Origin of the sequence: Vibrio sp. 1CM23M, from assembly GCF_023161755.1 — a bacterium.
Taxonomy (GTDB): Bacteria; Pseudomonadota; Gammaproteobacteria; order Enterobacterales; family Vibrionaceae; genus Vibrio; species Vibrio coralliirubri.
The window spans coordinates 532,176-556,895 of sequence record NZ_JALNTR010000001.1 but is presented as its reverse complement, the minus strand read 5'-3'; the positions used below and the strand labels follow the sequence as shown (position 1 = coordinate 556,895).

18 protein-coding genes are annotated in these 24,720 nt (G+C 45.0%); 6 read left to right on the top strand and 12 right to left on the bottom strand.

Translation table 11 applies throughout. The features are described from left to right. Positions 1-4 precede the first annotated feature (4 nt). The 3 genes from MSG35_RS02295 (at position 5) to glgB (ending at position 7,180) form a co-directional block, all read left to right on the top strand. Positions 5-2,458, top strand: a complete 2,454-nt coding sequence (locus MSG35_RS02295; RefSeq protein ID WP_048614594.1) for a glycogen/starch/alpha-glucan phosphorylase — start codon at positions 5-7, stop codon at positions 2,456-2,458. 185 nt (positions 2,459-2,643) lie between these two features. Beyond that, a complete protein-coding gene (gene malQ, locus MSG35_RS02290; RefSeq protein ID WP_248382668.1) occupies positions 2,644-4,824 on the top strand; it encodes a 4-alpha-glucanotransferase in 2,181 nt (726 codons plus the stop codon). 175 nt (positions 4,825-4,999) lie between these two features. After that, positions 5,000-7,180 (top strand): 1,4-alpha-glucan branching protein GlgB, encoded by a 2,181-nt coding sequence (gene glgB / locus MSG35_RS02285; RefSeq protein ID WP_248382667.1) that lies wholly within the window; start codon positions 5,000-5,002, stop codon positions 7,178-7,180. Between the two features lie 97 nt (positions 7,181-7,277). Here the strand turns inward: glgB and MSG35_RS02280 are convergent, their stop codons facing one another. The 6 genes from MSG35_RS02280 to MSG35_RS02255 form a co-directional block, all read right to left on the bottom strand. Beyond that, entirely contained in the window at positions 7,278-7,742 is a 465-nt protein-coding gene (locus tag MSG35_RS02280; RefSeq protein WP_248382666.1) for a TetR/AcrR family transcriptional regulator, read from the bottom strand. 225 nt (positions 7,743-7,967) lie between these two features. Continuing rightward, positions 7,968-8,807, bottom strand: coding sequence for an energy-coupling factor transporter transmembrane component T (locus tag MSG35_RS02275; RefSeq protein WP_248382665.1), 840 nt, complete (start codon positions 8,805-8,807; stop codon positions 7,968-7,970). Beyond that, a complete protein-coding gene (locus MSG35_RS02270; protein ID WP_248382664.1) occupies positions 8,804-10,498 on the bottom strand; it encodes an ABC transporter ATP-binding protein in 1,695 nt (564 codons plus the stop codon). The genes MSG35_RS02275 and MSG35_RS02270 overlap by 4 nt, the downstream gene beginning before the upstream one ends. A 6-nt stretch (positions 10,499-10,504) precedes the next feature. Beyond that, positions 10,505-11,053, bottom strand: a complete 549-nt coding sequence (locus MSG35_RS02265) for an ECF-type riboflavin transporter substrate-binding protein (RefSeq protein WP_004732085.1) — start codon at positions 11,051-11,053, stop codon at positions 10,505-10,507. 302 nt (positions 11,054-11,355) lie between these two features. Beyond that, positions 11,356-12,486, bottom strand: a complete 1,131-nt coding sequence (locus MSG35_RS02260; protein ID WP_050650987.1) for an HlyD family secretion protein — start codon at positions 12,484-12,486, stop codon at positions 11,356-11,358. Continuing rightward, the gene (locus MSG35_RS02255; RefSeq protein ID WP_048610582.1) at positions 12,486-12,881 is read right to left on the bottom strand and encodes a DUF3302 domain-containing protein; all 396 of its coding nucleotides are present in this window, start codon (positions 12,879-12,881) and stop codon (positions 12,486-12,488) included. The genes MSG35_RS02260 and MSG35_RS02255 overlap by 1 nt, the downstream gene beginning before the upstream one ends. Positions 12,882-13,131: 250 nt before the next feature. On the opposite strand from MSG35_RS02255, the gene MSG35_RS02250 reads away from it, so the two are divergent. After that, entirely contained in the window at positions 13,132-14,034 is a 903-nt protein-coding gene (locus MSG35_RS02250) for a DMT family transporter (protein WP_050650986.1), read from the top strand. An 80-nt stretch (positions 14,035-14,114) separates the two neighbouring features. Here MSG35_RS02250 and MSG35_RS02245 read toward each other — a convergent pair whose 3' ends face one another. The 4 genes from MSG35_RS02245 to deoD all read right to left on the bottom strand — a co-directional run bounded on the left by MSG35_RS02245 (position 14,115) and on the right by deoD (position 19,613). Continuing rightward, positions 14,115-15,695, bottom strand: coding sequence for a GGDEF domain-containing protein (locus MSG35_RS02245; protein WP_248382663.1), 1,581 nt, complete (start codon positions 15,693-15,695; stop codon positions 14,115-14,117). Further along, entirely contained in the window at positions 15,695-17,164 is a 1,470-nt protein-coding gene (locus MSG35_RS02240) for a hypothetical protein (protein ID WP_102394047.1), read from the bottom strand. Before MSG35_RS02240 ends, MSG35_RS02245 begins: the two co-directional genes overlap by 1 nt. A gap of 186 nt (positions 17,165-17,350) precedes the next feature. Continuing rightward, positions 17,351-18,820: a lactate dehydrogenase gene (locus tag MSG35_RS02235; RefSeq protein ID WP_065676461.1), complete on the bottom strand. Its 1,470-nt coding sequence runs from the start codon at positions 18,818-18,820 to the stop codon at positions 17,351-17,353. Positions 18,821-18,902: 82 nt separating this feature from the next. Further along, the gene (deoD, locus tag MSG35_RS02230) at positions 18,903-19,613 is read right to left on the bottom strand and encodes a purine-nucleoside phosphorylase (protein ID WP_017061880.1); all 711 of its coding nucleotides are present in this window, start codon (positions 19,611-19,613) and stop codon (positions 18,903-18,905) included. A 346-nt stretch (positions 19,614-19,959) separates the two neighbouring features. Here deoD and MSG35_RS02225 point away from each other — a divergent pair, with 346 nt between their 5' ends. Then, positions 19,960-20,934 (top strand): L,D-transpeptidase family protein, encoded by a 975-nt coding sequence (locus tag MSG35_RS02225; protein ID WP_019821668.1) that lies wholly within the window; start codon positions 19,960-19,962, stop codon positions 20,932-20,934. A 179-nt stretch (positions 20,935-21,113) separates the two neighbouring features. On the opposite strand, the gene MSG35_RS02220 is transcribed toward MSG35_RS02225, so the two are convergent. Next, complete coding sequence (locus tag MSG35_RS02220) at positions 21,114-21,380, bottom strand: Lpp/OprI family alanine-zipper lipoprotein (RefSeq protein WP_017061882.1); 267 nt, start codon at positions 21,378-21,380, stop codon at positions 21,114-21,116. Positions 21,381-21,741: 361 nt separating this feature from the next. Between MSG35_RS02220 and MSG35_RS02215 the strand changes: the two genes are divergently transcribed. Next, the gene (locus tag MSG35_RS02215) at positions 21,742-23,073 is read left to right on the top strand and encodes a DEAD/DEAH box helicase (RefSeq protein ID WP_048609810.1); all 1,332 of its coding nucleotides are present in this window, start codon (positions 21,742-21,744) and stop codon (positions 23,071-23,073) included. A gap of 134 nt (positions 23,074-23,207) precedes the next feature. On the opposite strand, the gene MSG35_RS02210 is transcribed toward MSG35_RS02215, so the two are convergent. Further along, a complete protein-coding gene (locus MSG35_RS02210; RefSeq protein ID WP_248383239.1) occupies positions 23,208-24,455 on the bottom strand; it encodes an SGNH/GDSL hydrolase family protein in 1,248 nt (415 codons plus the stop codon). Positions 24,456-24,720: the final 265 nt, after the last annotated feature.

The following is a 24,720-nucleotide window of genomic DNA, read 5'->3' as shown; positions in this document are numbered from 1 at the left end:
TGAAATGAAACCAACTCAGCAAAAAACTTTCGATAAAGTGTCATTCCAAGAGAGTGTTAAGAAACATTTATCTGCAACCTACGCAACAACCGTTGAAACAGCAGACAGCCGTTCATGGTATCTAGCAATGGGTCGTGCTCTTGCAGAGCTAACGACTTTTGACCTGCTAGAAACAGAAAATGATGAAAAAATTAAGAACGCGAAGAGCGTTAACTACCTATCACTTGAGTTTTTGATTGGTCGTCTAACAGGTAACAACCTGATCAGCATGGGTCTTTACGAACAGATCACTCATGCAATGGAAGAGCTAGGTCAAAACCTAACTGACCTTCTAGAAGAAGAACGCGACCCATCACTAGGTAATGGTGGTCTTGGTCGTCTAGCTGCTTGTTTCATGGATTCTTGTGCCGCTCAAGAATACCCAACAGTAGGCTACGGTCTTCACTACGAGTACGGTCTATTCAAACAATCTTTCCAAGACGGTCGTCAACAAGAAGCACCTGACGCATGGCGTGGTGTTGAAGGTTACCCATGGGAAGTAGCTCGTCCAGAACTAGCACAACACATTGGTTTTTACGGTCATGTAGACGTTGAATTCGTTGACGGTAAAGAAGTTCGTACTTGGGTTCCAGGCATGGAAGTAAAAGCAATGCCTTGGGATCTACCTATCGTAGGTTACGAGTCAAACACAGTTTACCCGCTGCGTCTTTGGGAATGTCAGGCAATCGCACCATTCTCGCTAGCAAGCTTTAACAACGGTGATTATTTCGAAGCGCAACACTCGCTAATCGATGCAGGTAACATCACTAAAGTTCTTTACCCGAACGACAACCACGAGAAAGGTAAGACTCTGCGCCTAATGCAGCAGTACTTCCACTCAGCAGCGTCTGTTCGCGATATTCTACGTCGTCACGAAGCAGCAGGTTTCTCTCTAGAAGATCTGCCTAAGCAAGAAACGATTCAGCTTAACGATACGCACCCAACGATTGCGATTCCTGAGCTAATGCGCATCTTGATTGACGAGAAAGGTCTATCTTGGGATCAAGCATGGGAAATCAGTGCTCATACGTTCGCATACACGAACCACACACTACTTCCTGAAGCACTAGAGACTTGGTCTGAATCTCTGATCAACCGTCTTCTTCCTCGTCACATGGAAATCATTTTTGAAATCAACCACCGCTTCATGCAAGAAGTTCGCAAGATGTGGCCTGGTGACGGTGAGAAGCAAGCGAAGCTTTCTATCATCCAAGAAGGTTTCCACCGCATGGTTCGCATGGCAAACCTATGTGTGATTGGTTCTTACAAAGTAAACGGTGTAGCTGCGCTTCACTCACAACTGGTTAAGAAAGACTTGTTCCCTGAGTTCAACGAAATCTTCCCAGGTAAACTAACTAACGTAACGAACGGCATCACGCCACGTCGTTGGTTGAAGTTCTGTAACCCAGGCCTATCTACGCTAATCACGGGTAAGATCGGCACGGAATGGCCAGCAAAACTTGAGCAGCTAGAAGGCATCGCTAAGTTTGCAACAGACGCGAAATTCCAAAAAGAATTCATGGCTGTTAAGAAAGAAAACAAACAGCGCCTAGCTGATTGGGTTCAAGAGAACATGGGTATCGAGCTAGATACTAACGCTATCTTTGACGTTCAAATCAAGCGTCTTCACGAATACAAGCGTCAGCACCTAGATTTGCTACACATTCTATCTCTGTACCACCGTATTCTTAACGAACCAGGTTTCGAGTGTGAGCCACGCGTATGTTTCTTCGCAGCGAAAGCAGCACCGGGTTACCACCTAGCGAAAGAGATCATCTTCGCGGTTAACAAGATTGCAGAGAAGATCAACAACGACCCTCGCATCGGTAACAAGCTTAAAGTGGTATTCATTCCTGATTACCGTGTAAGCATGGCTGAAATCATCATCCCTGCAGCAGACGTTTCTCAGCAAATCTCACTAGCTGGTAAAGAAGCATCTGGTACGGGCAACATGAAGATGGCTCTAAACGGCGCGCTAACTATCGGTACGATGGATGGCGCAAACGTTGAGATTCGTGAAGAAGTGGGTGATGAAAACATCTACATCTTCGGCCTAGACGTTGATGGTGTTCAAGCACTGAAAGCTCAGGGCTACAACCCATACGACTACTACAATGCAGACCCACTACTGAAAGCATCTCTAGACCTACTGACTGGCGATGAGTTCACTCCAGGTCAACCAGGCCTTCTACGTGCAACGTTTGATAGCCTGCTAGACGGTGGTGACCCTTACCTATGTCTTGCTGACTTCGCGTCTTACGTGAAAGCACACGAAGACATGGGCACGCAATACAAAGACCAAGCAGGTTGGGCTAAGAAAGCAATTCTTAACACAGCATTGGTTGGTAAGTTCACATCAGACCGCTCTATCCGCGACTACGTGAACAACATCTGGAAACTTGAAGCGGTTAACCGTTAATACTTCCAAAGTAGCCAAGGCAGTTTCTGCCTTGGCTCAATTAGCTTGTGAGCAAACGAAAGGCTTAAAGGTTTCGTTTATAAACAAGCTGCTTACAAACCGATTGTCACAAGCTAATTGATTAGTAAAAATTAAATTAACAACCCTACAAAATAGAAAGCGTCAGAACGTTTTCGGAGAGAGCGATGAAAGAACAGACCGTATTAAAACAAGTCGCAGAAATGGCAAACATTGCCGACAGTTACGTTAGTGCGTGGGGCGATGAAGCACAAGTATCAGACGAGACGATCACGTCTCTATTGGCTTCGTTGGGCTACGATACAAGCAGCGATGATGCACTGCTTAAGTCAGCAGAAAGAAAACACAAAAAAGATGTACTAGACCCAGTTCTTGTCTTGCGTGACGGTGAGCCAGTAGAAGTGGCGCTTAATCTAGGTGTAAGTGCTCGTGAAAGTGAGTTCAGCTGGCGCTTAGAAACCGAGCAAGGAGAGGTACTTGAAGGCTATCTTCAATCTCAAGTCGTTCGTGATGAGCGTGCCGAGGGTGGCCCTTTAGTGTTTGCATTGCCAAGTGATTTGGCATGGGGTTATCACAAGCTCATTGTGAGCCGTAAGCGCCGTAAGAAGCCTTACGAGATGACACTGATCATTACGCCAAAAGCGTGTTTCAAGCAGTCACCAATCGAGCAAGGCAAAAAGCTTTGGGGACCAAGTGTTCAACTTTACACACTAAGAACTCAGCACAACTGGGGTATTGGTGATTTCGGTGACCTAAAACAGCTTGTTGCGGATATCGCTTCTCGTGGTGGTGACTTCGTTGGTCTAAACCCAATTCACTCATTGTTCCCTGCTAACCCTGAAGGTGCGAGCCCATATAGCCCATCTTCTCGTCGCTGGTTGAACATCCTATACATTGATGTGAGTTCAGTTCCTGAATTTGCACTAAGTGCAGAAGCACAACAAACTGTAGGCAGTGCAGAGTTCCAACAGCGTCTACAAAAAGCACGTGAAGCACACTGGGTAAACTACACCGAAGTGTCTGAGCTTAAGATGAGCATCTTGCCTCTGTTATTCGCAGAATTTAAGACTCGTCATCTAGACAAAAACAGCGATCGTGCACAAGCGTTCTTAGCCTTCGTAGAAGAGGGCGGCGATAGCCTGATGCATCAAGCTGCGTTTGATGCGCTGCACGGTGAACTGCATGCTGAAGACTCTGGCATGTGGGGATGGCCAGTATTCCCTGAGAAGTACCGTACATTCGAAAGCCCTGCGACACAGAAGTACATCAAAGAGAACCTAGAAAACGTTCATCTGTACATGTACCTGCAATGGCTAGCGGATTGCCAGATCAACGATGCACAGTCTCTTGCTGAAGAGAAGGGCATGGCTGTCGGCCTTTACCGTGACTTAGCGGTAGGTGTTGCAGATTCAGGCAGCGAAACTTGGGCTGACGAAGGCAACCTAGTGATGGATGCGAGCATCGGTGCTCCACCTGATATTCTTGGTCCTTTGGGTCAGAACTGGGGTCTACCTCCGCTAAACCCAGAAGTGCTTCAAGAAACAAGCTACGCCGCTTACATCAAGCTACTTCGTGCAAACATGAAGCACTGTGGTGCTCTGCGTATTGACCACGTATTAGGTCTACTGCGTTTGTGGTGGATTCCAAAGGGTGAGAACGCAACTAAGGGTGCGTACATCTACTACCCAGTACAAGATATGCTGTCTATTCTGGCGCTTGAGTCTCACCGTTACCAATGTAGCGTTATCGGTGAAGATTTAGGTACGGTACCGGATGAGATTGTCGACATCCTTGCAGATGCTGGCGTGCATTCTTACAAAGTGTTCTTCTTCGAAACATCAGAAGACGACGGTGGTTTCATCTCACCAAAACACTACGCATCACAATCGATGGCAGCACTGTGTACTCACGATATGCCAACGCTTCGCGGCTTTTGGCACTGTGATGACCTAAAAATGGGCCAAGAGATTGGCTTATACCCAGATGCAGAACAATTAGAAACCTTGTTCGATGACCGCCTAGAGTGCAAGCAAGGTATCTTAGATTCAGTAGCATGGCATGGTTTCCTACCAGAAGGTGTGGGCCGCGATGCGAGCCAAGTACCGATGGACTCTTACCTTGCTGAGGCACTTCAACTGCACGTAGCGGCTGGTGGTTCAACATTACTGAGCGTTCAGCTAGAAGATTGGCTAGAGATGGATAAGCCAGTAAACATTCCTGGCACGGTCGATGAATACCCTAACTGGCGTCGTAAACTATCAATGAACTTGGACGAAATATTTGCCCACGAAGGTGTTAATCGTATCGCTTCTAAGCTGACTGACGTTCGAGAAAAAGCAGGTAAGTAATGACATTGAGTGACTTGAAATTAGGTGGTTTTTTGCTTACGCCATACGAAACTACAACCTCGGTCACTCAATAATGAATGCTCATCTGGTAGAATAAACCGTCGTTATATTGCCCGCACTAATAGCGGGCATTTTTGTATTATGTTTTTTGGATGTTTGGTTAGGGAGAAACGTTTTGGAACTAAGTTCGATTTCAAAGCAAAAACAAATATATACCCAACTATCACAGGCTTGTTTCACAGACCCATTCGCGTTTTTAGGGCCATACCTACCTTCTGAGCAAGGTGCATTACGTGTGTGGATTCCTGGGGCAGATAAAGTCGAGTTGATTGTTGGAAAGGAACCTCGTATTGAGTTAGCGCGAGAGGATGAAAGTGGTTTCATTCTTAAGCAAGAGAGAGACTTACGTTTCACTCACTATAAGCTTGCGGTTGACTGGGCTGGCGTAGAACAGATCATCGATGATCCGTACCAGTACCACGATCTGTACGCGAGTTATGAAGATCTTCATACACCGAAAGATATGTATCATCACATGGGGGCTCAGTTTATTACGCTAGAGCGTGATGGACAGACGATTTTAGGTACGCGTTTCTTGGTGTACGCACCGCATGCAACTGCGGCAAGCTTGGTGGGTAACTTCAACGCTTGGGATGGTCGCCGCCACCCAATGCAACGCCTAGATTACGGTATGTGGGGCTTATTCATTCCTGAACTGGAAGAAGGCGCTCAATACAAGTTTGAATTAAAAGGACCAAATGGCGAAGGCTTACCACACAAAGCTGACCCATGGGGTTTCTACTCTGAGCAATACCCATCGTTCTCATCCGTGACTTACGATCACGCTCGTTACGAGTGGCAAGATACTCAATGGCAAAATCGCCCGGTAACGCAAAAGCGCAAAGAAGCGCTTTCGTTCTATGAATTGCATGCAGGTTCTTGGAAGCGTAACGCTGAAGGTGAATTCTTAAATTATCGCGAGCTTGCGGCAGAGCTGATCCCATACTTAACGGATCTTGGCTACACGCACGTTGAGCTAATGCCAGTTTCAGAGCACCCATTCTACGGTTCTTGGGGCTATCAGCCTGTTGGTCTATTTGCACCGACTAGCCGTTTTGGTTCTCCGGATGATTTCAAATACTTCGTCGATCAATGTCACCAAGCGGGTCTTGGCGTTGTTCTGGATTGGGTTCCAGCTCACTTCCCAAGTGATGATCACGGCCTAGCAAACTTCGATGGTACGCCATTGTTCCATGATCCAGATCCGCGTCGCGGTTGGCATCAAGATTGGAACTCGTACATTTACGATTTAGGCAGAGAGCATGTTCGTCGTTTCTTAGTTTCTAATGCACTCTACTGGTTCGAGCAATTCCACATTGATGGCATCCGTGTTGATGCAGTCGCTTCGATGCTGTACCTCGATTACTCGCGCAGCCATGATCAATGGATTCCGAACGCGGACGGCGGCAATGAAAACTACGACGCCATCGCAACTCTTAAGTGGATGAACGAAGAAGTGTACAAGCACTTCCCGAATGCGATGACGATTGCCGAAGAGTCTACAGCGTTCCCAGGTGTTTCGGCACCCACTTTCATGGGCGGCTTAGGTTTTGGCTTTAAGTGGAACATGGGTTGGATGCACGATAGCTTGTCTTATATCCAAGAAGATCCAATCAACCGTAAATATCACCACGATACGATTACCTTCCCTCTGGTTTACGCACACAGTGAGAACTACGTATTGTCTCTGTCTCACGATGAGGTGGTTTACGGTAAGGGCTCTATCCATAACAAGATGCCGGGTGATGAGTGGCAGCAAACGGCTAACCTACGTGCTTACATGGGTTATATGTATGCGCAGCCGGGTAAGAAGCTGAACTTCATGGGCGCAGAATTTGGCCAGACGGCTGAATGGAACCATGACGACCAACTGCAATGGTTCTTGCTGGATTACGAGCGTCATCAAGGTGTTCAGCGTTTAACGAAAGACTTGAATAACCTGTACCGCTCTGAAGCTGCAATGCACGATCTTGATTTTGACCCGAAAGGCTTTGAATGGCGTCTACAGGACTCTGCTGAAGCGAGTATCTTAGCGCACGAACGCATCAGTGAGTCTGGTGAGCGTGTATTAATTGTCTCTAACTTTACGCCAGTTCCTCATGAGCATTTCCGCTTAGGAGTCCCTGCAAAAGGTGAGTACTCACTACTGTTAAATACAGACTCTGTGGACTATGCAGGCAGCGGTTTTGAAGTGAAGCAGACTGCTGAGATTGAATCGGTAGAAAGCGAAGGGCTAGACACTTCGATTGAGCTACGCTTACCGCCGTTATCGACCGTTTTTTACAAGCTAAATTAGGTCTATAAGTTGAGCAAGTCATCACTGCTCACTTTTTTAAAGTCTAAAAAAGGGAACCGTAGGGTTCCCTTTTGCTATTTTAGTAAGCTGGTTAGCGTTACTTGAAGTTGGTGAGATAGAACATTGAGCGTCCGACTACCATTTCAAGGATTCGAACAGAGTCGTTGCCAAAACTGTCCAACATCTTTTCACGAAATTCGCCGTTCGAGCTGAGATTAAATTGTTCAGGATTCTTTATTTGCGAAGCATGGAAGAACATCAATTTAATCACGTATCGAAACTGATCATTATCTAGAGCGGCTTGCCAAGACTGGATAAACAGCGCTTCCGATGAAAAGTCTAGACTGTCTATAACGATCGATAACATGTGTTCGTGAAGTACTGAACGAATAGCGCGTGTCGACGGATAATAGCCCTGAAGCGTCGTTAAACTAATGCCAATTTCTTGAGCAATCCTTGCATAAGTCAGTGCTTCATGTCCTTCAGCCAGAAAAAGGTTTAGTACGATTTCATCGTAGTGTTTTTGGTTTTCTAGTTTCTGTACTTGAGTAATTCGAGCCATTACAAATCTCTATTGAGTGTAACATTCTGTAAACAACATATATTAAGAGTTTCTTATAGATATCTCAAACGCTAGAGGTAAAAAAAGCGTTAGTTTATCGTCAAAAGTCGATAGCTATAGCTCGTTCGCTTGAATTTTGACCAGGCTTTGAGTCCACACAAAAACACCGCCCTATTGAGCGGTGTGTTATTTAAAGTCTTTGTTTATCTTTGCTAATTCAGATGACTAGAACGGATACCAAAATAACTTCGGCTCTAGAATGCGTTTCGCAATGGCCAACACCACGATAAAAGCGATGACACTCAAACAAACAAAATCGATACGTTTCAAAGGTGCATAGCTATACCAAGTGCGTGCTTTGTGTCGACCAAAACCTCGTAATGTCATTGCGTTAGAGATCTCGTCTGCGCGGTCCAAGCTAGAGAAAATGAGAGGTCCTAGAACCTTAGCCACATTTTTGATTCGAGTAACTAGGGGAGCCTTCTTTGAAAGCTCTACACCACGAGCCTGTTGAGCATGCATGATATTGATGAAGTCTTTTTTAACTTCAGGCAAGTAACGCAGTGTTAAGCTCACCGCGTAGGCGATCTTGTAGGGAACACCGATACGGTTGAGGCTAGCAGCAAACTCCGTTGGATGCGTTGTGAAGACAAAAATCAACGCTATCGGGAACATGCTCATGTATTTGAGCGTCACAGTAACCAAGTAAAACAGAGTCTCTTGGCTCAACGAGTAGTTACCCGGCAATGTCAGCAATAAGGTCTCGCTGCCGATGAGCTCAGTACCTTGCTGTGGAGCCAGTAGATACATGAACAGAGCATTTAGGCTTAGTACACTCGCCGTTCCTAATAACAAAGGCTTATACACGCGTACAGGCACATTGGTCAGCTTTAGCAGATATAAACCAGTCACAATAAGCAGCGTAATCAATCTCAGGTCGAACGTAGTCAATACCACGGTTACCCAAGCTAAGAAGAGTGCAAACTTGGTGATGCCGTTAAGTGCATGAAGTGGTGATTTTGTATCAATGTAATTGATGCCGAATTTTACTTTTGATGCGTTCATTGAGCGCTTCTCTCGTAGTCGATGAAGTACTGCATAAACGCATTGGTGTCGTCGATTTTCATCATAGTCGCGAGTTCATAAATGCTGGTGGTACAAAGATTTGCACGTTCTAGAAGTGATGGTTGGCTAAACACTTCCGTCATCGCTGCATTCGCAATCAACTTGCTGTCTGCGATTACGATTGAACGTGTGGTGTACTCGAGAACGAGGTGCATGTCGTGTGAGATGATCACAACGGTAATACCCAAATCACGGTTAAGCTTTTGGATGAAGGCCAGCATGGATGTGTAGTTACGGTAGTCTTGACCTGCAGTCGGTTCATCCAAGATAAGAAGCTCAGGCTCCAGCACCAAGATAGATGCGATGGTTACACGTTTTTTCTGGCCGTAGCTCAGGGCTTCGATCGGCCAGTGGCGGAACTTGCTCAGCCCACATAGCTCAAGAACATGCTCTACTTTTTCTGTGATCTTCTCTTCTGCAATGTTGCGGTTACGAAGACCAAAGGCAATCTCGTCAAAAATCATATGATGCGAGATCATATGATTTGGGTTCTGCATCACGACACCGACTTTCTGGCTTCTTTCAAAGATAGAAAGCTCAGATAGGTCTTCACCATTTAGATAGGAAGAGCCTGAATCGGCATCGATCACACCCATGATGAGTTTAGTGATGGTTGATTTACCCGAACCGTTTTTGCCTAGAATCGAAACGAACTCACCTTTGCCAATCTTGAAACTCACATCTTCGAGTGCGTTCTTCTCGCCGTCGTAAGAATAAGTTAGACCATGAACTTCGAGTAAAGGTGGGTACTGCTTCTCTGCTACCAGGGCAGGGCGCTCAGCAAACCATGCTTGAACAGCAGGACGGAACCTTTTGTAGTCTAAAGCTTTGAGGTTTGACAGCTTGTCTTCGCTGGTTAGTGGTGCTTTCGCCGCCTTAAGCGCCGACAAGTAAAGCGGTTCACGAATACCGTGTGTATCAAGTAATTCAGAAGCCAAGATTTCATCGGGTGTTGTGTCAGCAACGATTTCACCGCGTTCCATTAAGATCACGCGGTCGATATCGCGATGTAGGACATCCTCGAGGCGGTGCTCGATAATCACGATGGTCTTGTTGGTTTCTTTATGCAGCTGGTCGATGATCTCAATCGTTGCCTTACCCGTTTTTGGGTCAAGGCTTGCTAGAGGCTCATCAAACAGCAAGATATCAACGTCATCAACTAAGATACCCGCTAACGATACTCGCTGTTTTTGACCACCAGAAAGGTCATGAGGTGAACGTTCAAGCATGTCCGCTAGGTCGACCATTTTTGCCGTCGACTTAACTAACGGGTACATGTCAATGTTCGACATCAACTGGTTTTCGAGTGCGAAAGCGATATCTTCACCGATACTCAAACCCACAAATTGGCTGTCAGTATCTTGTAATACCGTGCCGACTTGCTCGGTATAATCGTGCATCGAAAACTCAGAGATATTCTTGCCGTTTATCTCTAAAGAGCCCGACACCTCACCTTTGATTGCATGAGGTATCAAACCATTGAGACACTGACCTAGGGTAGATTTACCACTACCACTTGGTCCAATAATGACGATTTTCTCTCCTTTCTCTATCCTTAGATTGATATTTTTTAGCGTCGGTTTATCCAGCGACTCATATCTAAAAGAGAAGTTCGAAAATGCTATAGTCATTATCGCTTATGCCTCAGTCAGGTTGCGGCTTTGTTTGTTGCGTTTAGCGACTGATTTTAGGATCAGGAAGCCCACAACAGCGATCAGAACGGTGTTACCCGCTGCGATGATAGACAGTTGAGTGAAGACTTTAGTAAACGGTTCTGCGTATAAGATGGTGTCGAGGAACGCAGAGCAGCCATAGCCAACAACGTTACCTGCAAGGGCCAGTATCACGAACAATACAAAATCTTTCATTGGCAGTTCGCCTTGTTGAAGGCGGTTCTTAGTCATCATAGGGAACAAGCCGATAACCATGCCTACGATACCTGAGCCTAGTACCCAAGTTAACCACACGCCCCAGCCTGCGAACAGATCCGTTACCCAGTGACCGATAAAGCCAACTAAGAAGCCAACAATTGGGCCGAACAAAACAGAAAACAGTGCTAGAACTGCCATCGCTGGTTTCAATGTCGTGTTCGCAAACACTGGGACACCAAACATAGGTAAACCACCAATGCCGTACAGTGCCGCGCCAATGGCAATAACGACCACTGTTTTAGCTGAAAAGTTCATAGATAACCTCGAATACTGAAAGATAAAGCTTAATAAAGAACGAATATTCGCCATTATTAATATGCGTCTCAATGAGAGCGTTTTTTGGGCAAATATAAAAAATAAGGCGCGCATTATACAGTAGAACCCTTCCATAAGGGAAGGTAAGTGTCTAGATGTCTAAAATTCCATCTGAACACCGAAATATCGTGTAAAAAGTGCAATTTTACGGTTAATCAAGCAACAAAAAAGCCAGAGCGAGTCTAGCTTTTTCATTCGTCTTAACAATGTGTTAAGCGGGTTCGTCACATATCTACGACCGTTTAGTGGTCTAGGTATAGATAGTTTTGCCAACTCTTCATGCGAATAAGGACCTTACGCATGATAGACACGTGAGTGAAGCTGTCAGAATAAACGGCAACTTCAACCGCGGTGCCCATAGGTAAATGGTAGTCAGACAGATCATCTGTGATGCTCAATTTAACAAACACACGACCACTGGTACGCAACGCATCAGTACCTAGAAGCGCGCCTCTAGCTTGGAATTGGCTCTCACCAATAGCTGGAATCACTTCATCAATACGTCCTTTGAATATCTTCCCTGGCAATGCTCTAAACAAGAACTCAGCTTCGTAACCCGGTTGCAGGCGTTGTAAGGAGTTTTGTCTGAACGCAGCGGTATAGAATTGTTCTTCTGTGTGAACAAAGGTCATCACAGGAGCTAAAGGAAGCGGCACTGCCATAACGCCTGGGCGCAATGCTAGTTGCGTAACGTATCCGTCAGTGGGAGCTCGAACCACGGTTTGCTCTAAATCAAACTGAGCTTTACGCAATTCAGCCAGTAAGCTTAAAACGGCTGTATTCTCGCCACCAATTTCAGAGTCTAAGGCGATTTTTGCTTGTTCTAGATTAGCATCTGCCACTTTTACGGCAGCTTCTGATGCCTTGTAAGCTTGTCTGCGAGTATCTAATTGTTGCTCGGTAAAGGCTCCGCTGTCATAACCGCGCTTGTAACGAGAGAATTCACGTTGGGCTTTATCTCTCTCTGCGATGGCTTTGATTTTTGCAGCCTCAGCTTCAGCCACTTCAGATTCCATTCCAAGCGCACCTTGGCTTGCTTCCTTTACTTTAGCTTCTAATCTTGCAACTTCAGCTTCGAATGGAACTGGGTCGATTTTGAAAAGAATATCCCCTTCCTTCAGAGGTTTGTTTGCCTCTACTGGCACTTCGATAACTTTACCCCTAACGCCTGAAACGACTGGCGTTGTTGAGTAAACTTGATTACCAATTTGCGTGAAAGGGTGGTTGTAGTTCATCAGTAGGATCAAAGTACCTATGATGACGACACCACCAAGAACGGCGGTAGGTACTGTCCATTTATTGAGCGGGATATTAAATACTTTGAAGATGGTGATACAAAGTGCCGCGTAGGTCATTATCAGCAGTAAATCCATTACTTAGCCTCCTGATCTTGAACGTTGTTTGTCTCTTTCTCTGGACTGTTTTGCTCAGCACCAGCTTGCTTGAGCTGTGCGATTTCTTCCTGAAGGGTACTCACTTGATCGATGAGAATATCGACACGATGATGAATATCGTGTTGCTCTTCTTCTAATTTAGCGAAGCCCCAACCACGATCTTTACGCCACAGCGTTGCCCAGATCCAAAGGAAGGGCCAAATAGCGTGTAAGGTGAATAGGCTAACCCAGCCTGAGACGTGAATAGCATCTTGATGAGGGTGGTTGCGTTCTTTCGCAATTTCATAGGGAATATCGTGAATAACGATGATGCCGTAAAAGATAACCAATGCTACGAAAATCAGTAGACCGAGTGCAAAGTAGTCTAAAAACATAACAGATCCTTGTAATGTTAGATATTAGTTATAAATATACTACGCTATCATCCAAGTAATTGTTATAAAAATGATTTACCGAGTTGAAAATAATGTGTTGTCGCTTCTAATGCGAATAAAAGCATTGATGAATCTTATAAAATCTCATCGTGTTTGAAGTGGCTATTTCGGCTTTCAGGTTGGTATTTCAGCTGAAATGATGACAGCTACGATTCTAAATGACGTGCATAACCACAAGGAACAAATACGGATGTATATAGGTGAATTGGCGGCCATTGGTGCTGCAATTGTGTGGGCATGTGCGACATGGATCTATGGGCAATTTGGACATCGCTTCTCTGCGATGCAATTGAACATTGTTAAGGGTGTGGTGGCGTCAGGGATGATGTTGCTGGTGATGCCTCTTATCCCGATGCCGGAGTTTGAACTGAGTACCAACCATTTTCTGATATTGGCAATTTCAGGTGTGATTGGCATTGCGATTGGAGATAGCGCCTATTTTGCGGCGTTGAAAAGAATCGGTGCCAATAAGACGCTGTTACTGGAGTCTTTAGCACCGCCTCTTTCTGGTGTGCTGGCATTAATGTTCCTTGGTGCTGTATTGACAGTGCAAAGCTGGCTCGGTGTCGTGATTACAACACTGGCGGTGACCTTTGTTGTCTTCCAGCCATCAAAATCGGCGAGCGGTGAATCGAATGACCAAGCGCAGTGGGGTGGCATTGGTTATGGACTTGTGGCGAGTGTCTGTCAGGCATCTGGTGTGGTTATTTCTCATTACGCGTTAGTGGCGGGCGATATTCCACCATTGTTAGGTGCACTGATTCGCCTGACTATCGGCGTGTTTGCTGTGATGCTGATTATCCCTTTTGTTGAAAAGAAGCCGTATTCATCGATAAAAAGAGATCTATGGGAAATGACTAGGTTCGATAAACTGTGGTTATTAGGGGCAATCTTTGTCGGAACGTTTCTCGCTCTATGGCTTCAACAAGTGGCGCTGAAAAATGCTAACCCTGCGATTGCACAAACGTTGATAGCGACCAGCCCGGTCTTTATTTTGGTGATTTATGCGCTGAAAGGGGAGAAGGTGTCAAAACAAAGTATCATCGGCACGCTTGCCGCCCTTGCTGGTATTTCTCTGTTCTTTTATCAATAAGCTGTTGGCCTTAGCTACAGAACTACAGAACTACAGAACTACAGAACTACAGAACTACAGAACTACAGAGTGACATGCCATTACTCTGTACACACTTGATTACGGCCGTTGGCTTTAGCTCGGTATAGCGCTTTATCGGCACGGTAGAAGGTACGTTGAGTATTCTCTCCGTCACGATGCAAAGTGATACCGATACTCACGGTCAAACCGCGCTCCCCAAGTATTTCATGCCATCCAAATTGGAAAATGCGCTCTCGATAATTTTCAGAGTGCATTTCTGCTTTAGGAAGATCAGTGTTCTCAAGAATGACAAGGAACTCTTCTCCACCAAACCTGACACACGATGCGCCTCTAAACTTAAAGTATGAACGCAGCTCTTGAGACACACTAACAATCGCTTTATCACCCACTAAGTGACTCAGTTCATCATTGATAGACTTGAAGTGGTCAATATCGATAACCATCAGTGCGAAAGAGGTATCGTGTAGCAGCATGTCTTTCAGTTTCACATCTAACCAGCGACGGTTGTGTAGCCCGGTCAATGGATCGGTGAACACGTCTTGTTGGAGCTGAGCCACCGCATTCTTGTGTTGCTCGGTTGTCTCTTTCAACTCTTTGTTCTCTTGTTCAGAGAGAATGAGTTTGAGTTGTAATTCAAAACGGGACAGGCGGCGTAACTGGCTTGCACCGAGTTCACTGATCGGGATCTGCTTCATCAGATCGGTTTCAATTCGGTAGCCTTTTTTCTCATAGCTTAGCGCTTCTTGAAAACGCCCTTGATTCATACACACATCACTTAGCGAATCGTAGAATCGTTTTGCAAGTACTGGCGACGAGTAGGCTTTTACACGTTTGTCCGTGCTCGACAAAATCATGCTCGCGTAGTCTTGCTTACCAGTTGCGCTTAGGCAATGTGCTAGCTCTAGACGAGTCATGGTTGCGAGCCAGCTTGCTTGAGTGTTGTTGGCTGGGTATTGAACTTTAGACAGACAGCGTAGCGCTTCGTGGTATTTTTTCTTAGCGCGCAGCACCTTTGCTTGGTAAAGCAATATTTGAGCTGTGAGCAACTTGTCACTCACCAAAATACTCAGTTCTTCGCACTCATTCAGTAAATCGCTGGCTGCTGTAATGCGATTGAGTAGAAGTAGGCTTGCTACCATATGCAGCTTGAATTTGAGGCGAAGTGAGCGACTGCTTATCGCATGGTCTATGCTGCTGATTTTTTGGTAGTAACGCAGAGCTCTGTTGTGATCGCCATAGGAATCGCACAGGTTGCCCATGCCTAAAATTGCTAGTACATATTCATCGATATGGCCGTGTTCAACCGCGATTGTCGATGAACTGACGAATTCATTGAGTGCTGAGGTGTAATCACCAATTTCAACTAAGCGGTCACTTAGGCTGCTCTTGACTGTCAAAATGTCTTCAATATCGGCAGGAAGGTGGAGCAGATCGAGTGCTCGTCTTAACTCTTCGATACTGGTTTGATTTTGTTGTAACTCGGCACGGTATTCAGAGCTGATGATATAGCAGTGCGCTTGCTCTGTTTGCGTTGTCGAAACGTGCTGGCGAATGTGGTTCCAGAAGATGATCGCTTCTTCACCTGATACCGATGAAGGGTCTAAACCGGCGTCTGTGATCTTGCTTAATAGCGTTTCCATTATTCTATTACCTCAGCATCGTCTTCTTCTAATTGTTCAAGCGTAAACGGGAACGTCAAAATATCATTGAGGCTGACGGTCGGTCTTGAACCTTTTAATCCTTTTCTATGCCAAGGATAGATATCAAGCATGGTGCTGAGAGTTTGGAAGGTTTGCTCTGCGGCTTCGCCTTTTTCGGAAAGCATAAGAGCCACACGTTCAGAACTTAGCCTTGCAATGAAGTCATTCTGGTTACATAAAGCATGAGCAATCTCGGTACAGACATCTAAGTAATCAGTATCGACATGATGGAACATAATGATGCTGTGGTTTGAACGCTTAAGCTCTGTCTTAAACAGTACCAGTTTTTCCCACCAAAAGGTTTCAGAGACAACGTAAGAGAGGTGCTTTTCAGGATCGTATTCGTGTTGGCCACGAATACGATTAATCAGCTTTCGTGCCCTCTGTTCAAGCTGGCGTTTTGAACTGCGTGCTTTGTCCAAGCCGACACGATTAGTTTGCTCTTTAAGCATACCGATAGAATATTGACGGTACTTTTTAAAGGCGACGAGTGCGGCTTGGAAGTCTTGGTTTTCTTCTGCAACTAAGGATTGTTGGTAACAGATTTGGCTTAACAACTCGCCATTATCGAACTCGTTTGCGGATTGTTCTGCGAGCCTTAGTAATTCTGCCGCCTGTTCTGGTCTTTTTCTCAAGAGTTCCAATCTAGCTCGGCTGATATATGAGTGCGCCTTCATCCAAACGAGGTTGTGTTCTACGGCTAGATTGTGTGCTTTGGCCGTGGCGCGCTCTGCGTCATCTAAGCGTTCGAGACCAAGTAGGGCAAGGCCTCGGAAGTCCCACACCTCAGCGTGCCAAGTGTTATCTTTATGATCTTTTAATGCTTCTTCTGCGCCGTCCAATACCGATAGCATTTCAATATAGTTGTTGAGCAGGTAGTAATCCCACGCGAGCAGTATTCTGGCTTTGCCTTCTAACCAACCAATGCGGCTGTTGTTAGCCACTTTAACGGCAAGCTGGTGGGTAGAACGTGCAAGTTTATATTCGTGGGTCATTCGCCAAATATTGCCAAGGCCAATGAGGCATTCAATTTGAATTTCGACTTCATCAACCAACGCGGACTGCTCTAAAGCATTGATCCAGAACTGCTGGGCGGAATAGTACTTGGCTTGCCCCCAGAACTGGAGCGCGTGTAAATGGAGGATTTCAGGGAGAAAAAGGTCGGTATCTAATCGGCTTTGGCGCTTGTAGGCTTCCTTGATGTATTTTAAACCTTTTTGGTAATCCATCAGGTTCCAGCTACACCTTGCCATTAGCATCAATGACTGGATGGCACCCTCTTCAAACAGAACTTGCTCTGATCGGACTAGGCACTGTTGGGCAATCTCTAGGATCACTGACGGCTCAGAGTCGACACGAGTTTTAAGTTTTTCTAATTCTGTTTCAAGAAGGTACTGATTTTTGTCCAAGACTTACATCCATGATTATCGAACATATTGATAACACAATCATTATAAGAGTGTAATTTGAGATAAGCACCAATTATCTTTCGTAGAGCGTCAAAGGAACATCGATCTTTTCTAATTATGGGTGTTACCTCATGTTGTCGCTTTAAAATCAATGAGTTCCCGAATAATTACCTAAAGGCTTTGTTGCTATGAAAGTAGTTGCTTTAGAGTTAATGGCAGCTCTGCTACGCCTAAACGTTGTGCTGCCGTGAGCCCTTGCTTATCTTGGTAGCACAGATTGTGCCAAGCTCTAAATATGTCGAGCAATGGAAGAATGCCCCCAGGACGAAGCTTACGTCTGGGCTCATTAATAAAGCTATCAAATAACAGCTGAAAGCGTTGTTGATAGAACTTAGTTTGTTGAATTGAGGCCGTGTTAAACCACTGTTTTGGTTCTGGATTGTTACCGGTTAGGTAGCAGATACCTTTCTGATTATCACCCTGATTGGCAATAGCCCAGCGATCTCGCCACCAACTCATGTGAACGATGTCGATCTTTTCAAAACTTTGGTCGTCTTGCCAGCCTGAATCTTCCTCTACATACATAAGGTCAATATTTTGACTCTGAATACGCGGCAAACATACGCTTAAAGCGGCAGATCTTAGTAATGGATCTTGTGGCATATAGATGGCGACATGTTTGTCTTCGTTACACATATCCAACACATGTAAGAAGTGAGCATAAGAGGTATAAGGCGGTCGAATGAGTGCACCCTTTGAAGGGTAGCTAAATGTGGTGAGGTTACCCATTGGGTCCTCAACGTTACCTCTCGCAAGAATCACCTGGTATTGCTGTTCAATGCGCTCTTTTAGTTTGTCAGAGGGCTGAGGCAGTTCGAGATTTGCTTCTGAAGAGTGCTCTTTGGATACAAATCGTGCCACATCATCATAAGGATTGTGGTCCACGTTCCCCGATGGTTCTTCATTTTGAGAGTAGTTAACGTGTTGGCAAAGGATATAGCCAGAATGCGCCTCACCCGTCGCTATCCAAACCACACCGTTGTTACTTTGTGGCTGTAAGCGCTGATAATGGGAAGCGAATTGATAGTCTTTGGCATGGTTAACCCATCGTGCATCGATCATCGCTAATTTACGACGACAACGGCTCGCGATATGGTCAACATGATCATAGAAAGTCTTTGGGTTGATCTCTAATTTTCGGCAGATTTCACGTACGGAATAGCCCATGAACAGTAAGCCCATGAGGTTCTCTTGAAATTGGAGTTTTTTGTTGGATCCAGACCATTTATCAACGAAGGTTGATTGGCAGTCTTTGCATCGATAACGCTGCCTGTCACCACTGTAGCCGAAGGCATGATAAAGATGTTTATGGGTATGAACCGATAAGCCGAAATTATCGCAATCATCATTACGACAAGCAGGGAGCCCATCGCTGTGAAGTTGTCTTAGGCGATGAAGTTCGCTTAACACTTCACGGTTGTTAAGTAAGGGGGGGAAAGCTCCACATTCACGACAAACCATCGCTGGACGCTTAGGGTTCGCGTGTTGCAAAACATACCGTTTTGCATCGCTCAAGCCAAAGTTGTCACACGCCAATGTTTTACAAAAGTTGAGTTGCAAACCATCCGCATCTTTTGGCAGCTTGTCGTTAGACACGATCTCCCCCTCGGGATTATTTGAGCAGCCAAGCGAGCCTGGCTGCGGGGTAACGCTTTTCAATGTATCTTTGATCAAATCGTTAGATGTTGATTGCTGTCTCTAGAGCAACTTTCATCATGTCGTTGAAAGATTTTTGACGCTCTTCAGAACTTAGTTTTTCACCACGGATGATGTGGTCAGATACTGTTAGGATAGTTAGTGCTTTAGCACCAAGGTCTGCAGCAACACCGTAGATACCAGCCGCTTCCATATCAACACCTAGGATGCCTAGCTTTTCCATTTTTTCGAAAAGGTCAGCTTCTGGAGTGTAGAAAAGGTCTGCAGAGAATACGTTACCAACTTTAACTGGAACTTCTTGTGCACGAGCTTGGTTTACTGCTTCTTCTAGAAGACCGAAATCAGCGATAGCAGCGAAGTCGTGGTTGTTGAAACGAATACGGTTTACTTTTGAGTCAGTAGATGCACCCATACCGATAACAACGTCCATTAGTTTAACGTCGTCACGTACTGCGCCACAGCTACCTACGCGAATTACGTTTTTCACGCCGAACTCAGCGATTAGCTCGTGTACGTAGATGCAACATGATGGGATACCCATACCGTGGCCCATTACAGAAACTTTCTTACCCTTGTAAGTGCCTGTGTAGCCAAACATGTTGCGAACGTCACAAACTTGCTTCACGTCATCAAGGAATGTTTCTGCAATGTATTTTGCGCGAAGCGGGTCGCCCGGCATAAGTACTGTTTCTGCGAAATCACCAGCTTGAGCATTAATATGAGGTGTAGCCATGGTCGTTCTCCAAAGTTTAAACGGTAATTATAGGAACAGGATTTAATCAATTACCGATTCTGTTGAATTGAATTCGTTTTGTTGAGGCAATATTAGCGAGTTAGAACGTGGCTCCATGAGACTTTAGTCACAAAACAGGTCTGCCATTATAGTTTTATTAATATTGATAACCAAATATGTTGAAAGCGTAAAGGCAATCGATTTTGTATGGGTAAATTGCAAGCGAATGAGAGGAAAAGGCCTACACATAAACTTGTTGCCTATCAGTTTCGAGACAACAATACGTTGTAGAGACGTTTGATCAGAGATAATCTAAACTTTGATAAAAGACAAACCAAGGATTTGTATGTCGTATTGCGTTAAACCGACGCCTTTGCCGTCAATGAAAACACGACTTCACAGGGCGGCGTCGCTTGTTGTAAGAACCACTTTGCTTGCCAGCGGGATAGCTTCATCGTGGGTGTCTGCTGCAACCTTTGAATTGCCACCGACAGAAAGCCGCATTGTGGGCAGAATCCAGCAGCATGAAGTGGCGGCGGGCGAAACCTTGGCCATCATTGCCAAGCAATACGATATTGGTTTTCTCTCTTTAATGGCAGCTAACAAAGGGGTGGATCCTTTTCTTCCCGCGGAAGGCTATGTGTTAAGCATTCCAAGCCGCTTGATTTTGCCTGACACCCCAAGAAAGGGGATCGTCATCAATCTTGCTGAGTTAAGGTTGTATTACTTTGAGCCCGAGAAAAATCAGGTGCATGTTTTCCCTGTCGGCATCGGTCGAGTGGGGCGCGATACTCCCGAGATGATCACCAAGATAAGCCAAAAAAGACCGAATCCAACATGGACGCCACCAAATTCAATCCGCAAAGAGTATCTTGAAAAGGGTATTGAATTACCGAGAGTGGTTCCCGCTGGGCCGGAAAATCCATTGGGTGAGTATGCTTTGAGACTTGCTTATGGCGCTGGCGACTATTTGATCCATGGTACTAACAAAGACTTCGGAATAGGTTTACGAGTTAGCTCTGGTTGTATCCGAATGGAACCTAAAGATATTGAGTGGCTATTTGAGCAAGTGAACCGTGGTGAACAGGTCACCATTATCAATGAGCCGATTAAGGTGTCATTAGAACCAGATAGAAGTGTGTTTGTTGAAGCGCACGAGCCATTAACTCGAAGTGATGGTTCAAAGAAATCATTACAGATCCCTGTGGAACTAAAATGGTGGCTTGAAGACGCAGAACTGCCAAATTCAAAGGCGAAAGCGGTTATCTTTGCTCAAAACGGCGTACCTGTAGAGATAGCACCACCTGTGATTGAGTTTTAATTCGACTGCCTCTTCTGTAACAAGGGGCGTTTTATCTTTTCTCTACTCGAATCAATACCTTCTACTCGAATTGGTATCGCCCAAAAAAAAAGCACCACATTCGTTAAGAAGTGGTGCTGTCTATATACTGCTTTTTGCGACTTATTTAATCTACAGCTTAATCGCGATTAGATCTCAAACTACTTAGTGTAAGACTCAGCGATGTTATCGATGCGTTCGTTAGCACGATCCGCTTCTTCTTTCGCTGCCATAGCGGCTGCTTCTGCTTCTTGAGCCTTCATTTCTGCGGCTGCTTTGTCACTCTTAAGTGCTTCAACTTCGCTTGTAAGTTGAGCCACTTGGTTAGTTAGTTGATCCATTTCTGACACTGCAGCTTCTTCTGGCTCTGAAGAACAACCGGCTAGAATGAAAACTGATGCTGCAGCTGCGATTAACGTCTTATTCATAAGAACTCCTTGCTTATTTATCATCAAAAGATGCGCTATACATTCTTTATCATATAGTCGCTTCATTAATGATTGTAGCGACTAATTTTTTAACTGCAAAAACAATAACTAAAGAAATTGCTAAATTTTTGAGGTAATTAGCTAAGCATCACGTTCTGTCTCACTTATGAGATGCAGGATTTAGAGACGACTTGAAGGTGTTTTTGGAGGGCCACCCCTTTGCTAGCAATGCATATAATGTTCTAGCTAAACATAGATAAAGGGATAAATTTACTGTGATCTCTATCCTTATAAAGTACTTTCGCGGTATCATGTCACGTTAAATTAATTTTATTCAATACCATCATGACTGGAGAGTCCTTTGCACTTTAAAGATTTAGGCTTAGATAACCGCTTACTGAAGAACTTAAAACATTACGACTTCAAGAAGGCGACAGAGATCCAATCAAAAGCGATCCCTGTTGCTATTGCTGGTAAGGATCTATTGGCTTCATCAAAAACGGGATCAGGAAAAACATTGGCGTTTGTGTTGCCAATGATACATAAAGCATTAAAAACAAAAGCGTTTTCTGCTAAAGATCCTCGTGGTGTAATTTTGGCTCCTACTCGTGAGCTAGCGAAGCAAGTTTACGGCGAACTGCGCAGTATGCTTGGTGGTCTGTCTTATGAAGCGGCGCTTATCTTAGGTGGTGAGAACTTTAACGACCAAGTTAAAGCACTGCGTAAGTACCCTCGCTTTATCGTAGCGACGCCTGGTCGTCTTGCTGACCACCTAGAGCACCGCTCATTGTTCCTTGATGGTGTTGAAACGCTAATCCTTGATGAAGCAGACCGTATGCTTGATCTTGGTTTTGCTCCAGAACTGCGTCGCATTGCGAATGCGGCTAAGCACCGTCGTCGTCAGACGCTAATGTTCTCTGCAACGCTAGACCACGCTGAAGTGAACGGTATTGCCAATGAAATGCTAGACGCACCTAAGCGCATCTCTGTGGGTGTTTCTAACGAGCAGCACCTTGATATCACTCAGAAATTCTACCTATGTGATCACCTAGATCACAAAGAAGCGATTCTAGACCGTGTACTAGAAGAAGCTGAATACCGTCAGGTTATGATCTTCACAGCAACTCGTGCTGATACTGATCGCCTAACGGATAAGCTGAATGAGAAGAAGCTTAAAGCCGTTGCACTGAGCGGTAACTTAAACCAAACGCAGCGTAATGCGATCATGAGTCAGTTTGAGCGTGCGGTTTACAAGATTTTGGTAACAACCGATGTTGCTTCTCGTGGTATCGATATTCCAAACGTAAGCCACGTAATCAACTTTGATATGCCAAAGCACACCGAAGAGTACGTTCACCGTGTTGGTCGTACTGGCCGTGCGGGTAACAAAGGCGATGCAATCTCTTTGGTTGGTCCAAAAGACTGGGACAGCTTCAAGCGTGTTGAGCTTTACCTTCAACAAGATCTTACTTTCTCTGTGCTTGAAGGCCTAAAAGGTAAGTTCAAAGGTATTAAGCCTCGTAAACCTGCGTTTGCTAAAGGCGGCCCTGCGAAGAAGAAAACCAACACTCAAGCGAAGAAAACGCCGAAGAAACCAGTTAAGCGCGATAAGAGCTTCCACCAGAATGTGGCAGTGGGTGATACAGTATTTATCCCTAAGAAGAAAGTTGCGCCAAAAACTGACGACGAGTAATCAACTTGCGTGACCTAAAAGCTTAGCTTTGAAAGGTTGATGCAAATAAAAAACCGCCATTATTAGGCGGTTTTTTGTATCTGACTTTTGTGCCTAAAAGGTGCTACCTAAAGTTAAAGTTCAACTTGGCGACTTTAGAAATCGAATGTCGAGAATGAAAACGCTAAGATATGGTCGGCAATGTATTTGTGTGTGGCGGTGGTTGGGTGGGTCACGCCCCAGAATACATAACTGTCTGCACCATAGGTCGCACAATCATTGGTTAAGCTGTGGCTTTTCAGGTAGTCGGCCGCTGAGCTTCGATTAATATCAAGACAAGCATCACTCGCGTTTCGAAAGCCATGTTGTTCTGGGTTGTCGGTAATGCTGGCGAACAACGCACTTGCATCGAACAACACCACGTTTTTCCCCATACCTTGGTAATACTCGGCTTGAGCTTTGATGAACTGGTTGAATTCTAAGATCTTGCCACGAACTTTTATGATCTCTTGTTCGGTAGAGTATTTGAATTGAGGGGCTTTGGTCGCATCGGGTAAGGTGAACAGCAGGATATTGTTCGCACCGGATTCCGTTAATCGGATCAGTGCGCTGCTAAAGTCAGCCTTCACATCGGCGACTTCTCGGTTGTAGTTCATGAAGTCATTGAGACCAAACTCTAAAGTAAATAGTGAGTTTTCCGGGCGATAGTTTTTGGCAACTTTCATGTAGGTTAGATAAGAGGTGACTTGATCATAAACACCAGTCAATGCTACGTATTGGTTGGTACCTGCTGCGCCGCCTACTGCCCAGTTATACAGAGGGACATCTTTCGCTTTTGCTAAGTACTCTGTCCAGACTAAACCATTCGAAAAGTGCCCTAAAAACCACGAATCTGCGTTAGGAAAAACCCATTGTGAGCCATTAAATAGATTACCAGTGTCGGACAGGCTATCACCAAAGGATACAATACGGTTGATGCTATTGGCTTGAAAAGCGTTGTCGTTGGTCCAGATTGAGTGGTTGTAAGAGAAGCGATTGTCTGCCGCAAAATAGGTGATGTCGGCGGCGTCATGTTGGATGTCGAGTGTCTGTTCGCAACGCTGTTTGATTTCAGATTGAGGCGCATCACTGTAGAACATGTTTTTGAAAGAAACAGAAGACCACCAATATCCGTTGATCGTGTAGTAATCACCATTCTCTTTCTTTGCCCATTTCCAGTCGGTGGCTGGGGAGTCATGAGAGGCATCGGTTCGATACCAACATCTAACATATGAATAGGTCTCTGAGCCTTGTGTACTGAGTACTTGTGCAGATGTAATCGATTCTGGTGTTGGTATTGAGTCTTCAGCGGCATAAGCGCCAAAAGGCAGGGCTAACGTGAGTATTAAAGCCGTATTTTTCATCACTGTATTCTCTTTTATATTTAGATGAGCCAAACAAAAACGTTGTTGTTTGTTTCTTGCTGATAACTGGATAAGTAAATAACTGGTACGACCTATATCTAAAATCAATAATTAACGTCAATACATTCAGGTTTGTGGTGTGTCGTTAATGGCATAAGTATCAAGTTTTCAACGAGTTTATGGTTGAAAAATACCTGTTTCCAAACGGTTGTTTGTCGAAAAATTTTGGTTTATTGAGAATTTGGAATTGATATTTGAGTCGGGA